At 28.3% G+C, this 14,830-nt stretch carries 15 protein-coding genes and 1 other annotated feature; of the genes, 3 read left to right on the top strand and 12 right to left on the bottom strand.

The window, feature by feature from the left end; genetic code table 11:
• Positions 1-460: 460 nt before the first annotated feature.
• Positions 461-976 (top strand): hypothetical protein, encoded by a 516-nt coding sequence (locus GXK56_RS07365; RefSeq protein ID WP_160686734.1) that lies wholly within the window; start codon positions 461-463, stop codon positions 974-976.
• A gap of 201 nt (positions 977-1,177) precedes the next feature.
• Here the strand turns inward: GXK56_RS07365 and metG are convergent, their stop codons facing one another.
• Together metG and amrS are read right to left on the bottom strand one after the other, a co-directional pair.
• The gene (gene metG, locus GXK56_RS07370; RefSeq protein WP_160686735.1) at positions 1,178-2,803 is read right to left on the bottom strand and encodes a methionine--tRNA ligase; all 1,626 of its coding nucleotides are present in this window, start codon (positions 2,801-2,803) and stop codon (positions 1,178-1,180) included.
• Positions 2,804-2,861: 58 nt separating this feature from the next.
• Positions 2,862-3,188, bottom strand: a binding site (T-box leader).
• Between the two features lie 161 nt (positions 3,189-3,349).
• A complete protein-coding gene (gene amrS / locus GXK56_RS07375; protein WP_160686736.1) occupies positions 3,350-4,336 on the bottom strand; it encodes an AmmeMemoRadiSam system radical SAM enzyme in 987 nt (328 codons plus the stop codon).
• A 212-nt stretch (positions 4,337-4,548) separates the two neighbouring features.
• On the opposite strand from amrS, the gene GXK56_RS07380 reads away from it, so the two are divergent.
• Complete coding sequence (locus GXK56_RS07380; protein WP_160686737.1) at positions 4,549-5,097, top strand: manganese efflux pump; 549 nt, start codon at positions 4,549-4,551, stop codon at positions 5,095-5,097.
• 292 nt (positions 5,098-5,389) lie between these two features.
• On the opposite strand, the gene amrA is transcribed toward GXK56_RS07380, so the two are convergent.
• On the bottom strand, positions 5,390-6,796 hold the full coding sequence (gene amrA, locus GXK56_RS07385) for an AmmeMemoRadiSam system protein A (RefSeq protein WP_160686738.1): 1,407 nt from the start codon (positions 6,794-6,796) through the stop codon (positions 5,390-5,392).
• A gap of 21 nt (positions 6,797-6,817) precedes the next feature.
• Entirely contained in the window at positions 6,818-6,973 is a 156-nt protein-coding gene (locus GXK56_RS27710) for a hypothetical protein (RefSeq protein ID WP_202127841.1), read from the bottom strand.
• 383 nt (positions 6,974-7,356) lie between these two features.
• Here GXK56_RS27710 and GXK56_RS07390 point away from each other — a divergent pair, with 383 nt between their 5' ends.
• Positions 7,357-9,348, top strand: a complete 1,992-nt coding sequence (locus GXK56_RS07390; RefSeq protein WP_160686739.1) for a KUP/HAK/KT family potassium transporter — start codon at positions 7,357-7,359, stop codon at positions 9,346-9,348.
• Positions 9,349-9,488: 140 nt separating this feature from the next.
• On the opposite strand, the gene GXK56_RS07395 is transcribed toward GXK56_RS07390, so the two are convergent.
• The 8 genes from GXK56_RS07395 to GXK56_RS07430 all read right to left on the bottom strand — a co-directional run bounded on the left by GXK56_RS07395 (position 9,489) and on the right by GXK56_RS07430 (position 14,675).
• Positions 9,489-9,794: a spore coat protein gene (locus GXK56_RS07395; RefSeq protein ID WP_160686740.1), complete on the bottom strand. Its 306-nt coding sequence runs from the start codon at positions 9,792-9,794 to the stop codon at positions 9,489-9,491.
• A gap of 3 nt (positions 9,795-9,797) precedes the next feature.
• Positions 9,798-10,010, bottom strand: coding sequence for a spore coat protein (locus tag GXK56_RS07400; RefSeq protein WP_160686741.1), 213 nt, complete (start codon positions 10,008-10,010; stop codon positions 9,798-9,800).
• A gap of 31 nt (positions 10,011-10,041) precedes the next feature.
• Positions 10,042-11,178, bottom strand: a complete 1,137-nt coding sequence (locus GXK56_RS07405) for a zinc-dependent alcohol dehydrogenase (protein ID WP_160686742.1) — start codon at positions 11,176-11,178, stop codon at positions 10,042-10,044.
• A 21-nt stretch (positions 11,179-11,199) separates the two neighbouring features.
• Positions 11,200-11,562 carry a spore coat protein gene (locus GXK56_RS07410; protein WP_160686743.1) on the bottom strand — a complete coding sequence of 121 codons (363 nt, stop codon included), beginning with the start codon at positions 11,560-11,562 and terminating at the stop codon, positions 11,200-11,202.
• Between the two features lie 38 nt (positions 11,563-11,600).
• Positions 11,601-11,810 (bottom strand): spore coat protein, encoded by a 210-nt coding sequence (locus GXK56_RS07415; RefSeq protein ID WP_160686745.1) that lies wholly within the window; start codon positions 11,808-11,810, stop codon positions 11,601-11,603.
• Between the two features lie 128 nt (positions 11,811-11,938).
• Complete coding sequence (locus tag GXK56_RS07420; RefSeq protein ID WP_160686747.1) at positions 11,939-12,334, bottom strand: DUF2809 domain-containing protein; 396 nt, start codon at positions 12,332-12,334, stop codon at positions 11,939-11,941.
• Positions 12,335-12,544: 210 nt separating this feature from the next.
• Positions 12,545-13,867, bottom strand: coding sequence for a C40 family peptidase (locus tag GXK56_RS07425; protein WP_160686749.1), 1,323 nt, complete (start codon positions 13,865-13,867; stop codon positions 12,545-12,547).
• A 130-nt stretch (positions 13,868-13,997) separates the two neighbouring features.
• Entirely contained in the window at positions 13,998-14,675 is a 678-nt protein-coding gene (locus GXK56_RS07430) for a hypothetical protein (RefSeq protein ID WP_160686751.1), read from the bottom strand.
• Positions 14,676-14,830 lie beyond the last annotated feature (155 nt).

The following is a 14,830-nucleotide window of genomic DNA, read 5'->3' on the forward strand; positions in this document are numbered from 1 at the left end:
TGTCACCCTCAAGCGACTTACTTAGTTTATCACTTGGTTTGAATCTTGTCAACAATTTTTTTCAAATCTTTCAAAACTCTTTTAAAAAAGGTTTTTATTTGATTTTTTTCAATTGCTTACGTCTCTTAGCGACGTGTTTTATCTTAACATCATTTAATATATTTTAATTACTACATCATTATTAATTAAACACTATTAAAACTTATTTTCATCATAATTCTTTATTTTTCTCACTTTTTAATATAAAGATACACATGGCAGAGTTTTCTATTTTATTATGAAATTAATTTCTTACATATCGATGAATGGTTCATTTTTTACTTATTTATAATATAAATTTATTTAAATAGACAACCTTAAAACTATAAAGCTAAAATTTATCCTTTAGTTCTGTATTATATAAATGCTTATTGTCAACAATTTAAATATAATTTAAATTATTTTAGATTGAGGTGTTTTTATGGCAGGCATTAAATGTCTTTATATTACAAAAGATAATCAAGTATATAAGATACCTGTACCAAAAAGCAAATTTTACAAACCAGTTTCTTATCTTGCAAGTCAAGAAGTTCTATTTGTCTTATTATATTATGAAACATTTAATAAATTACCAATTAAGCTTATATCAGCAAATTTTGATAGAATTCAATTAAATGACAAGGGGGGATATGAACTAACAATGAGTGAAATGAAAAAACGATACTATAATTTTGAGCACTATGGTTTTAAGGATGCTGAAACACTTTCACAAAAAGAATACATTCCTATTCCCCAGGCAACTATAATTCCAACGATTTCTGAAAAAGAAGCTTTGTATCACTATATAAAAATTAACTTTCCATTACTATGGTCTAATTTTTCAGAAATACTTGAAGATTATATTTCCCGTTGCATTTACAATGATTTAGAACTTAAGCAGCTAGTAAAAAAAGCTAGTCTTTTGAGAAAAAATGCTTTAAAAAACTCCATAAACTAATTATTAAATATTAAATTGTATAAATCTTTTTAATTTATATAACTCATATAATTCAATTTATGAACCATTAAATTATAAGGGAGTATGATAAAACACTCCCTTATTTCCTATATGCCAATTACTCTGCTTTCTACTTTTAAAATAATATTATCCTCAAATCTATTTCATAATTAAAAACTTTTAGCTTAGCATATTCATTCCTTATTCTCGTTGCAATTTTTTTAACTCTTCCTCTATTAACTTTTTATCTAATCGCTCAAACAATATTTCAAAATTCCCTATTGTAATCCCTGACTTTAAGCTTATATTAGCCCATTTTCCTGAATTATCCTTGAGCCATTCTTTAACTTTTTCAGAGGATTCAGGTAAAAATGGATACAGTAAATTAGAAATATTAATAATTGAAAGAAGACAGTTATAAATTGTATTGCTGCACTTTTCTATATTATTATTTATAGTAATCCATGGTGTTTCTTCATCAAAATATTTATTAGTTTCCCTAATAAATTCAAATATATCTTCTAAAGCTGTCTTTAAATTTCCTTTTTCTATATTTTCTCCTGTTGTTCTGTATATACTTTTAATTTGTTCATTTATTTTTTCAAGAATTATACCATCTGGAACTTTATTATTGAAATACTTCTTTACAAAAACTAAGGTTCTATTAACTAAGTTTCCATAAGCACCTAATAATTCACCATTATTTTTATTTATCAATTCCCTCCATGAAAAATCCGTATCTCTCTTTTCTGGTCCATTGCTTATAAAAAAATATCTAATCAAATCACTGTTATACTTCTTAATAATCTCTGGTACCCACACTGCCCAATTATTACTCGTAGATATTTTCTTTCCTTCAAGAGTCATATATTCACTGGAAATAATTCTATTAGGAAATTTTTTATACCCTGCTCCACTTAATAAGGCAGGTAATATGATTGAATGAAATGGTATATTATCTTTTCCATGAATATAATAAGAAATACTTTCCTCGTTCCAAAATTTGCTCCAGTCCCTCTTATTTTCTTCTCCCCATTTTTTGCTTACTGTAAAATATCCAAGCACCGCATCTATCCATACATATATTTTTTTATCTTCATATCCTTCTACTGGTATATCTATTCCTAGTGATAAATTTCTTGATATTGCTCGATCCTTTAACCCTTCATTAATATATCTTTCAGTATTATTTACTGCATTAATCCTCCAGTTATCTTTAGTCTCCTTTAATGAACTTCTTATTTCCTCTTCAAATTTTGATAAAGCAAAGTATAATTGTTTAGAATATTTAACTATTGGTTCATTGCCGCATAATTTGCACCTTCTATCGGATAATTCTAATGGATCTAATAAAGATGAGCAGTTATCACATTGATCACCTCTTGAAAGACTCTTACAATGTGGACATATTCCTTCTACATACCTATCTGGCAAAAATTGATTGCAATGTTCACAATAAACTTGTTCTATTTCTTTTTCATAAATAAGTCCATTCTTATATAATTGTTTTATTATTTTTTTAACTTCCTCCTTATGATGATCTTCATCTGTTCTGGAATAATAATCATATGAAAAATTAAGTTTATTAAAACATTCTTTAAATTCCTTATGATATTTATCTGCAATGTCCTTTGGTGATATTCCTTCATTTTTTGCTCTTATGGCAATGGGTGTTCCATGACAATCACTTCCTGAAACATATAAAACATTTTCTCCTTTTAACCTATAATATCTTGCTATAACATCTCCTGGTATTAACGCTGCAATATGACCTATGTGCAATGACCCATTTGCATAAGGCCATGCCCCTCCAATTAAAATATTCATTTTTAATTCCTCCTCATGATTTTAAATATAAAAAAACTCCCGCTCCTAAGAAATAAATCCTAGGAACGAGAGTTAACTTCGTGTTACCATCCTAATTTATCTACACTTCACAATATAGACCTCTTCAAGTACGCCATAAAAATATGGTTATACTATATCACTATAACGGGTGAATACGTTGCAGCCTAAATTATTAAGTGAAACTTAATTCAGGTTGGGTTTATCCACATCTGAATCTTAGTTGAACTTATCCGATAGCTATCGGACAAAATATCGGTGCACAGCTCCAAGGCCATTTTCACATTAATATCCATTGCTCTTTCTCACCAACAAGAACTCTCTGTATAAGTATTCGTAATGTTACTTTCCTTTTCTTGGCATTTATTTAAATATTTTGATTATGATTATACTCTTTTAAAATAACTTGTCAATAAAAAGTTCAAAGAATTTCATTTGATTTAAAATGATTCATTCATAAAATTTCCATCCATATACTTTATTGCATGTAAGTTTCTAATTGCAACCTATATATACTTGATTATAAAATTATATTATTATATTTATTTCTTCTCCACACTTTTTACATTTATTATCTTTTATAAACACTTCTGTATTATATCCATTCCGTCTAATTAGCAACTCCTTACACTTTGGGCAATAAGTATTATTATCCACTTCCTGTACATTTCCTATATATACATACTTCAGATACTTTTTAGCTTCATTTTGAGCTTCTGTTATTTTTTCTATTTGAGTAGCAACATTCTCCATTTTATATCTTGGAAAATATCTGCTTAAGTGAAGGGGAATATTTTTATTAACACTTTCTATAAATTCTGATATTTCTCTTGTTTCTTCTATAGAATCATTTTCATCACTAACTAGTAAAGTTGTTATTTCTACATGACAATGATCATTAGCTTTTTTTATAGTTTCTAAAACTGGTTCTAATTTTGCTCCACAAATTTTATTATAATATCTATTTGTATATCCTTTTAAATCAATATTCATTGCATCAACATATGGTAGAAGCTTTAATAATGGTTCTTCATTTATATATCCGTTTGTTACTATAACTACACTTGTATTTGGATCATTTTCTTTTATTTTTTTAGCTGCTTCATAAATATATTCATACCACATAAAAGGTTCATTATAAGTAAATGCAATTCCAGCATTGTTTTCTACTTTTGTAATCATATGAATTAATTTTTCTATCCCCACATATTCTGTCTCTGGTTTTCCTTGGGATATTTCATAGTTTTGACAAAATGTACAAGTCATATTACAACCAAAGCTTCCAAGGGATAAAATGTTTTTCCCAGGTTTAAAATGATATAATGGCTTCTTTTCTATGGGATCAACTCCAGCTGATGTAACCTCTCCGTAATTTACAGCAGTAATCACATTGTTCTTTAAAGTTCTAACTCTGCATATTCCAAATTTCCCTTCATCCAACATACAGTTATGAGGGCATATTTTACATCTAATCTTATCTTTATGTTCTTCATAAAATGGTACCTTGATATCCATATTGATCACCTTCTTTTAAATATCTGATATATGTATTGATACTATATTATTTACTATTAATAACATAATGTATTTTATTGCATATAATATATAAAACTAAAAGAGCATAGTATAACATCCTCAAAATAAATGCTGAAACTATTTATTTAAATAAGATTTTGTTTTAACAAAAACATTATTGTTACTTACTTTATTTTAAAGGAGGTGAAACTATGCAACTAGTGTATTTATTTCTTATAGCAATCCTTAATAGCATTGACAATATTGGAGTTGGAGTAGCATACAGTATTGCTGGTATAAAAGTTAAATTATCAAAAAATATATTAATAGCATTTCTTGCATTTATTGTTTCTTTTTTAGCTGCTTTATTTGGGAAGCTAATATCGTATTACCTTAATGATACAGAGTGCTCTATTATAAGTATGATACTTTTGATTTTAATGGGTATAAATATGATCTACACATCATTTTCTAAGAAAAAAAATAATGATTTAAATAATATAAAAGAACTAGACTTTAAACAAGCTTTTTCTGTAGGTATTGCTCTAGCCCTTGATGATATCAGTAGTTCTGTTAGCTCTTCCTTAATAGGATATAGTGCATTTATGACATCCTTACCTTATTTCATAATTAGTTTATCTATATTTTTCTGTGGCAACTATGCATTAAAATTTATTTCTAAATTTAATTTAGGAAAAAAACCTACTATTGTAGCTGGTATTTTAATGATTTTAATAGGTATATTGCAGTTTTTCGAATAATATATTATATATGTCCAAAATTTAATATGTAACTTTATTTTTTATATAGTTTCTTTTCTTTAGGTACAATAAAATAAATAACAAGTCCATGCTGCCACTATATGTTCCTATATGCAGAGAAGTTCCTTATTGTAGCATAGCTGCTCTTTTTATAAGTGAAATGATCTTATTTGCAATAAAGTTCCGTATTGCAGCATAGCTGCTCCCTTTATAGGTGTATATTTTAAGAGGTGGTTTGGTTAACATTTTTTTAAGTTAATTAAACCTCCTCTTATACTTCTAAAAAAATAGTTTAGTCTTCCTTATATCTTACAACTTCGAACTTTTCTATGTTATAGTCTTCATCAAAATCTATATTACCTTTATCGCAAGCAATTCTTAATTGTTCATCTACTGTATCTACACCTTCTAAATCAGGTAATAACAATCCGCGTTTTCCACCTAAAGATACAATAACTCCATATTTTTTTGGATTTAAATCCTCTTTTTCACACGGCTCTGGATCCATAAGCACATCCACAGATATATCTATATCTTCCATTTCCTCTTCTGTAACTGCTGGAAACCTTGGGTCATGCAGAGCAGCCTCTACAGAATTTCTTATTATTTCTTCTCCTACAGAATCAGTTGTAGGTAATATTGTGCCTATACAACCTCTAAGATGACCGAATTTCTTTAAAGATACAAACACCCCATGTTTTTCATTTAGTAGTTCAGGAGATAAACTAGATATTTCATTAAGTTTTTTACCATGTGAAAAGTAATAATTTAAATTTTGTCTTGCAAGTCTAACATATGGATTTTTTACATTTAGCTTTTCCTTAAATTTTTCTTCCTTACATTTAATAAGCTCATCTAAATATTTTTTATTGTTTCCTTCACGCTTAAGCTTCATCACTCCATAACCTACACCAAAAGTTCCTTCATAAGATAAGAGCTTTCCTTTTATTTCTTTTCCTTCCATAGCACCTAAAACTATATAGATAGAATTTAATCCACATTGACCTGCCTCTTCAATCATGGTTTTATCCATATTAAATGTACCTATAATATCTCCCTTTTCAAGTTTTTCTAGTAATTCTTGATCAAATTTTTCTGCATATGGTGAATAAGAATATGGTCCTTCATCTTTAAGCTTATGAGATAAATCTCCACTTGCTATAATTACTGCTCTTCTATTTAATTCCTCTACTACTTTTTTTATTTCCATTCCAAACCTAAATAAATTAATATTCCCAATCATTGAATATGTAATATGTACTATATTGTAATCATTATAATATTTATTGATAAAATACAAAGGAACCATCGTACCATGATCTAATTCATAATTAACGTTATAATTATCTAAAAACTCAGAATTTACAAGTACTGATGGTATTCCTTCCAAATGACAAGCTGTTCCTAACTTAATATTAAATTGCTTATCAATAGGGATATTCATCTTTATATTTGAACATCTAAATTGACTTAGATCTCCAGATATTATTTCTTCATCAGATATAGCAATAGCATCAGAAAACATAGTTCCATGAGGAGTTATTACAATAATTGTATCTGGCTTAATATCTGCTATTTCTCTACCTATTTCGTTACAAGCTAAACTTGTTGCTTCTATCTTCTTTTCTTCACCCTTGCCTATATCTGGAATAATTATTGGTGGATGTGGCATTAAATAATATCCTAATATATCTCCCATATTTTCACACCTCTTAAAAATTTATTTCATATGATCAGACGATTCATGTTCTTTTACCTTTTCTAAATAGTCTTTTTGTTTTACTATATTTTCCTCAAAATTTTCTATGGCATGTTTAGTATAGTTGCCTACTCTCATCATATTGCGAAATTTTTCTCCATCACTTTCCTTAGTCATAGTCAAAACCTCCTTAAATTTATTATCGTATTTAATGTTTTATAACTATATTGATAAAATCATATTTATGCATATATTATTCTGCATAAAGAGTAATTAAATGAAGTATATTATATAAAAAAGCATAGATACATAGCAATAGTCTTTCCACTTAATAATTTTTTTATTAATGTTAACAAAATATTAACACATTTATTTCTTGGCAAACATTGACTTATTTTTCAATAGTGATATGATAAATATTATTTCAAGAATAAGAAATACTATTATTGTTTAATGTTTCTATTGACTTTGAACAATAATAGTATTTTAATTTGCAATAATAATGTAAATATATTCATTACAAAAATTATAACTATATTCGATGTAAAGGAAGAATAATTATGAAAAAAAATGACCTTTCCAAATTAAAATTAAGTGGAATTTTGGTTGCATTAGGTGTTGTTTATGGGGATATTGGAACTTCACCACTATATGTAATGAAATCAATAATTCAAGGTAATGGAGGTTTGGAAAACGTATCAGAAAATTTTATTCTTGGAGCACTGTCATTGGTTTTTTGGACAATTACTATTTTGACAACAATAAAATACGTTCTCTTAACTTTAAATGCAGATAATAATGGTGAAGGAGGAATATTCTCACTTTACACATTAGTACGTCGACAAGGAAAATGGCTTATCATTCCTGCAATGATTGGTGGTTCTGCATTGCTTGCTGATGGAATGTTAACACCTGCTGTAACTGTAACTTCTGCAGTAGAGGGTTTAGAAATAATCCCAAAATTTGATGCTATTTTAGGACATAACCAAAATATTATTATTATAATTGTAATAGCAATATTATCTTTTCTTTTCTTCATTCAACATTTTGGGACTGACCTAATTGGAAAATTGTTTGGTCCAATTATGCTTATTTGGTTTTGCACCTTAGCATTCTTTGGAATTATTAATCTTTCACATGATTGGACACTGCTACGTGCACTTTCACCTCATTATGCAATAGGTATTCTATTTAGTGATGATAATAAATTAGGTTTCTTTATTCTTGGAGGTGTATTTTTATCATCAACAGGGGCCGAAGCTCTTTATTCAGATCTTGGTCATGTTGGCAAGAAAAATATCTATGGTTCTTGGCCTTTTGTTAAAGTATGCTTACTACTAAATTATTTTGGTCAAGGCGCTTGGATATTAGCAGCAAAAAAAAATCCTGCATTTTTAAATGTAGAAGGTTTGAATCCATTTTTTAGAATGGTTCCAGATAAATTACTAATTTTTAGTATAATAATTTCAACACTAGCTGCTATTATTGCTTCCCAAGCATTAATATCAGGTTCATTTACACTTGTGTCTGAAGCTATTAAATTAAATTTATTTCCAAGATTGCACATTAAATATCCATCTAGTTCTAAAGGACAACTGTATATGCCATCAGTCAATAAAGTTTTATGGCTTGTTTGTATTGGAATTGTTCTTTACTTTAGAAGCTCTGATCACATGGAAGCTGCCTATGGATTGGCAATTACAGTCACTATGCTGATGACAACTATTTTATTATTCAACTATTTATTAAAGAAGAAGGTTTCCCCTCCTATTGCTGGAAGTATGCTTATTTTCTTTGGTATGTTTGAATTTTCATTCTTCATTTCAAATGCTATAAAGTTTATGCATGGTGGATATGTCGCAGTTTTAATTGCTTTTGCAATTTTATCACTTATGTATGTTTGGATTAAAAGTCACTACATTAAGATTCGTTTATTAGAATATGTTAATATTGAAGATTATAAAAAGCAGCTAAATCTTTTACGTCAAGATATTGATCGCCCTAAACATGCAACAAATCTTGTGTATTTAACTAATTCTGAATATTCTAAGAAAATTGAAAGAAATATAATGTACTCTATTTTAGATAAAAGACCTAAAAAAGCAGATGTATACTGGTTTGTTAATATTATTGTAACTGATAATCCTTATGACGCTGAATATGAAATAGAAACCTTTGGAACATCATATATTGTAAAAGTCCAATTAAGACTTGGTTTTAGAGTAGATCAAAAACTAAATGTTTATTTACGTCAAATTTCAACCGACTTAGTTAAGAGTGGAGAAATAGAAATCCAATCAAGAAACTACACTATAATGCCAGACAGAAAAATTGGAGATTTCCGCTTCACTATGATTGTAGAACAGCTTTCATATAATTCAAACTTAAGTTTTTGGGATGCTTTCTTATATAAAACTAAATTATTTATTAAAAAATTTACAGTCTCTCCAACAAAATGGTTTGGACTCGAAACTAGTGATGTTGATATAGAAAATGTACCTTTATTTTTAGGTTCTTATAATAACACTACTTTAAAAAGAGTTGTAAAATAATTATTAAATTATTATTTAAATTTACAAATTTTAATAGTACTACTTTTATTAAAAGAAGTGCTACAACATGGCATAGAATGTTGTAGCACTTCTTTACTTTATGCATCATATTAAAAACATTAATGAATCTGCTTATATTTTTATATAAAACCTTTTGTAAGGTTTAATGATGTTTCTGCTGTCGTCAAATCAATTTCAACCTGTTTTTCAGCATTATATGGATCGTAGTAACCTCTTTCCACCATATAATTAAAAATTCTTTCATGTGTATTTATTGCATCCTTTAGTTGTTTTCTTAAAATGCCTCTAACCTCTTGATTTGTTGTTTCGGTTAATGCAATTGCATAATTTCTCACGCCACTTTTAGCTGCAATTAAAAAATCAGTTGCAATAACTTGATCACTCATTTTATTCATACCTGTAAGACTTTCTATTAGTGCATTCATAAATTAATTCCTTTCACTATTTGATTTTTCCATGAGACTTCTTAAGTCATCAATATGCTGTTTTGTTGTAACAATATCTTCATTTAAAATTGCTTTTAATTCCTCATCAGAAACTAACGGTGACATTGTAATAGATTTTGTCAAACAAATATTTTTAAAGTTTAGTAATTCATGAATCTGATTATTTTCATTAACAGTTATTTCTTGAATATTCAACTATTAAACCTTCTTTCTCTTATTAATTTCATTATGGTTTCAGAACAACCTTAATGCATCCTTCAGTTTTGGTATCAAATACTTCATAACCGTGTTCTGCTTCACTTAATGGAAGTCTATGAGTAATAATGTCACTAGGATCTATTTTACCTTCTGCAAGCAAATTATAAAGAATTGGCATATATGGAATTACAGGTGCCTGGCCAGTTCTTATATTAATATTCCTATTTATCAAATCACCAAATGGAAATCCATTGTACCTGCCACCATAAACTCCTGTAACCTGAATCATTCCCCCCTTTCTAACTGCTTGAGTAGCAATAATAAAACCACTTAAAGAACCGCTTTGAAGTTTTAAACCACTTCCTAAAAATTCAAGAGGTGTCATTTTCCCATCCATTCCTACACAATCTATTACTACATCTGCACCTCCATGGGTAATTTCTCTTAAATATTCTCCAGTATTTTTATGCTGCTCAAAATTTACTATTTCTACTTTATTATACTTCTTTGCATGTTCTAATCTATAATCTATGTAATCAACTGCTATTACTCTTTCTGCTCCATGGAGCCAGCAAAATTTCTGAACTAATAACCCAACAGGTCCACATCCTAATACAATTACTGTACTGCCTTTCTTAACTCCTGAATTTTCTACGCTCCAATAGGCTGTTCCCATAGCATCAGACATTAATAATAACTTTTCATCTTCTACTTCTGAATCCTCAGGTATTTTAAAAGGAGTAAAATTAGCATATGGAACTCTCATATATTCTGCCTGACCACCAGGATATCCTCCAAATGTATCTGAATATCCAAAAAAGCCTCCATTTTCACCATTTGGATTTGAATTATCGCACATGCATGTCAAGTCATGTTTGCAATAAAAACATTCTCCGCAGCTTACATTAAACGGTACAATAACTCTATCTCCCTTTTTTAAATTTTTAACTTCTGGTCCTACCTCCTCAACAATTCCCATTGGTTCATGGCCAATAATATAATTTTGTGGTAAATTTGGCACCATATCATGAATTAAATGAAGATCAGAGCCACATATTGCTGAACTTGTAATTTTTACAATAATATCATCCTTCTTTTGAATCTTTGGTGCTGGAACTTCTTTAACCTTTACATTTTTTATTCCTTGAAATGTTACAGCTTTCATTTATGTTTTCCTCCAATCTTATTATTTTTCTGGTGTTGCAAATGTACCTATTCTACTTGTATCTCCTGGAAATAGATTCAAACCTGCAATTTGAGCTGCTGTTTCAGAAGCTTCCAAATCCATTTGGAATTGTTTACTCAAGTTAATTGGATGAAACCATCCTTTTTTAATCATAAGATTTGATATTTCCTCATGTGTAGTAATTGCTTCTTCTAATTGTTTTTCAAATAAATATCTAACTTCTGGAGTTGCTGCTTCTGTTAATGCTATTGCACAATTTCTTACAACACTTTTAGAGTTTAATAATAAAGCTAATGACATAGATGCATCTACAAGTTTAGGCATTCCTTCTGCATTTCTTATTTCTAAATAATCATTGATCATTTTTCTCCTCCTTGAAAAAATCTTCTTTTATGTTTCCTCTACTTAAGTTGAGGAGCTTTCTTTAATAAATTTTGTAGTTCTCGTATTTTTATAATAGATTTTTGAACATCTTTTTCTAATAATCCCTTAAGTTCCTGATCAAAAACTACGCCCTCCATCATTTTTTCCGTAGTCATGCAAATAGTTACTAAATTTAACATTTCGTGTATCTGCATCGTCTCATTTAATCCTAAACATTTTTGTCCCATATGTTACCTCCTATTTTTTTGTTCAATTGTATTCTCCCACAGGTAACTTTTTGTTATACTAAAAAAATTATGCTTTGAACGGTATTTCTACTATCAAAAGCATAATCTAAAAATTTTTAATCTATAACTCATTTATAATTTCTATTATATATATTTTTTATATTCAATTCTTCTATGAATTCATACAAGTATATGAGTATTGTACCTATTAAATAACTAAAAATATCTTTAAAATCAAAAGTTGCTCCAATTATTATTCTAGCAAGTTTAAAACTTTCCAAATGTAATATTGATACTAAATTAAAATATTGCCCCACTTCAATTATACATGCAAATAAAAATACACCTAGAGGTAGAAACTTTAACTTTTTCATAAAGCTTCTAATAAAGAAATATAAAACGCTAACTACCAAAGCATCACCAACAAATGGCCTAATTATATTATCATGAACAAAAACTCCTATATATATTTCTATAATAAGTAAAACCACGAAAATTGCCAAATATTTGAATTGAATCTTCATAATTATTAGTTCCTTTCTTAAGTCAAAATCATCATGAAAGTAGTTCTCTCATAATTATTCTTAAATATTAACTAGATTTAATTGTAATAGTATCCCACAAAAATTTATATTATCTTTTCGTACTAGACAATTTTAAAATATAAAAAATAGAGTTAAGAATCCTCATTTTTAACTCTATTTTTTATTATATTTAATTAAATCTTATGTTCATTAAAGTATTCTTCTTCCTGCATAAAAACCATAAACAGGACTTACTTTGATAACATCCCCTGTTTGTGGAGCATGAATCATTTGTCCATTTCCTACATATATGCCAACATGTCCTGTATGAGGAAATACCAAATCTCCTGGCTTAAGTTGATCTTCACTAACCGGCTGTCCCTCATCAATCTGTGTATATGTAGTTCTCGATATATCTATTCCGGCTGCATGCTTGTACACATATGAAGTAAAGCCTGAACAGTCAAAAGTATCTGGTCCTGTTGCTCCCCATACATATTTTGCGCCCAAATGTTTATATGCTTCATTTAATATAGCTTGAGCATTTCCACCTGCTGGAGCTGATATTGATTTCCCAGATTTTTTAACGCTTGATTTTGAACTTGATGCCGAACTTGAAGATGAATTTACTGCCTCTGCTGCTGCCGAAGCTGCTGCTTGAGCCTGTCTTTTAGCATCCGCAGCTTCTTTTTCCTCTGCAGCTTTCTTTTGACTTGCTAATACTTTTGCTTTTTCTACTTTAGCATCAATTTCTTTACTTACAATTGGACTTTTAATTTGGCTATTTTTAATACTTACTAGTTGAGTAATAGCCCCTTGAATTTCTGCCGAAGAACTATTAGTACTATCTATAACATCAAATTGAGCCTTTACTGCATCCCTTTCCAATTGTGATAAATATTCTGCGTCAAATTTACTCTTTTCATTTTGAGCTTGAGCTGCTAAATTTAATTGTTCTCGTTTCTTTCTTTCAAGTTCACTCAAATTATCCTGAACCTCTTTATTAAGCTTATTAATTTCATTCTTTTTATCATCTAAAGATTTAATCTTTGTATTTAATTCTTGTTTCTTACCTTCAACTTTTTCAATAGCTTCTTTATCTTTATCTACAATTTTAGTTACTGCTTCCAGCCTTGAAAAAAGCTCTGTAGATGAACTAGACTCCAAAACAAATTTAACATAGTTGAATTCTAAATCTCCTGCTGTATAAACGGCCTTAAGTCTTTTTCCTAAAGCTAAATCCAAATCACTGATGTCCTTTTTACATTGCTGAATATCTTTTTTTGTATTTTCAACTACCATATTTATGTTTTGTATATCTCTTTTATTTTTTTCTACAGTTGCTTGTAATGATTCCATTTGGGAATTCAAATCATAAATTTGATTTTCAATATTTCTAATTTTATCCTCAATTTCAGCATATTTTTGTCTAGAATCACTTAATTGAGCATTACTGGGTGCTGCAAATACAGGCATGGAACCACTAAATGTTACTACAGCTGCTAATGCAATAGCTAAAACTTTTTTCTTCATATATTTCGGTTTTTAAACCTCTTCCCCCTTTGTTTCCCCTATTATTACATAATTATAGCACTTTTAACAATGCTCAACAATCCATATATATATGGTAAAATTGACTATAATATTCATTTATATCTATATATTACTTAGTACTTTTTAGTAATACTTTTAATTCATCAACTTTCATTGGTTTTTCTTCACCATTAATATTTACATAACAAATTACATTTTCTATTTTATTCATCTTTATATTTTTAACACCTAATTTTCTCTCCACCATACTTTTTCTCCAAAGATAATTTTTAGTTAGAGTCATCTTAGGAGGAATTACTGAATCCAATAGAAATATATGCTCATCATGAGTAGCCGTTTGCATATTTGCTTCATAAGTAAAAATTATATGAAAAGAAAGTTTTGATATTTCTACATCTGAATTATTCTTTACTTCAAAATCAGTATAATAATAATTAGCATCATCATAAAATTCTTTTTCTGTTATTATAAGTGGATCATCACTACTTCCACTTGTAGGTTTTTTCTCTACTTTAGCTTCTTTTTCATCATTAACCTTGTTCACATTATTAGTAACATCCTTTAATGTCTCATAGTAATATCCTACTGTTGTTCCTATAAATGTTATAAAAAGAAAAGCCGATATAATTTTTAAACCTTTCTTATGTTTAATTACACTCCTTATCAATAAAATAAACGAAATAACTATTCCTATAATTCCAAATGCAAATATTGCTAATTGATATTTTTGCATCATAATCTTACTACATCCCCATTCAACATCTTTTAATAACCAATTTTTCACCATATTTAGTATATCATAAATTATTGCTTTATTTTAAGCTTTATGAAAAATTTTGTTGTAAAAATGCATCACTTTATAAATTTTGTTGAATGATAAAACCTTTCATATCTTTTAAGAATCTATTTTATCATTTAACACTAAAAATGCCTATCATGCTG

This window comes from Clostridium sp. C2-6-12, assembly GCF_009928485.1.
In the GTDB taxonomy this organism is placed as follows: Bacteria; Bacillota; Clostridia; order Clostridiales; family Clostridiaceae; genus Clostridium.

Coding starts and splice junctions, on each gene's coding strand:
- GXK56_RS07390 (WP_160686739.1), top strand. CDS start 7,357: ATGAAAAAAAATGACCTTTCCAAATTAAAATTAAGTGGAATTTTGGTT.
- GXK56_RS07365 (WP_160686734.1), top strand. CDS start 461: ATGGCAGGCATTAAATGTCTTTATATTACAAAAGATAATCAAGTATAT.
- GXK56_RS07415 (WP_160686745.1), bottom strand. CDS start 11,810: ATGGGACAAAAATGTTTAGGATTAAATGAGACGATGCAGATACACGAA.
- GXK56_RS07395 (WP_160686740.1), bottom strand. CDS start 9,794: ATGAATGCACTAATAGAAAGTCTTACAGGTATGAATAAAATGAGTGAT.
- GXK56_RS07425 (WP_160686749.1), bottom strand. CDS start 13,867: ATGAAGAAAAAAGTTTTAGCTATTGCATTAGCAGCTGTAGTAACATTT.
- amrS (WP_160686736.1), bottom strand. CDS start 4,336: ATGGATATCAAGGTACCATTTTATGAAGAACATAAAGATAAGATTAGA.
- GXK56_RS27710 (WP_202127841.1), bottom strand. CDS start 6,973: ATGACTAAGGAAAGTGATGGAGAAAAATTTCGCAATATGATGAGAGTA.
- metG (WP_160686735.1), bottom strand. CDS start 2,803: ATGAATATTTTAATTGGAGGGGCATGGCCTTATGCAAATGGGTCATTG.
- GXK56_RS07380 (WP_160686737.1), top strand. CDS start 4,549: ATGCAACTAGTGTATTTATTTCTTATAGCAATCCTTAATAGCATTGAC.
- GXK56_RS07420 (WP_160686747.1), bottom strand. CDS start 12,334: ATGAAGATTCAATTCAAATATTTGGCAATTTTCGTGGTTTTACTTATT.
- GXK56_RS07405 (WP_160686742.1), bottom strand. CDS start 11,178: ATGAAAGCTGTAACATTTCAAGGAATAAAAAATGTAAAGGTTAAAGAA.
- amrA (WP_160686738.1), bottom strand. CDS start 6,796: ATGGGAGATATATTAGGATATTATTTAATGCCACATCCACCAATAATT.
- GXK56_RS07410 (WP_160686743.1), bottom strand. CDS start 11,562: ATGATCAATGATTATTTAGAAATAAGAAATGCAGAAGGAATGCCTAAA.
- GXK56_RS07430 (WP_160686751.1), bottom strand. CDS start 14,675: ATGGTGAAAAATTGGTTATTAAAAGATGTTGAATGGGGATGTAGTAAG.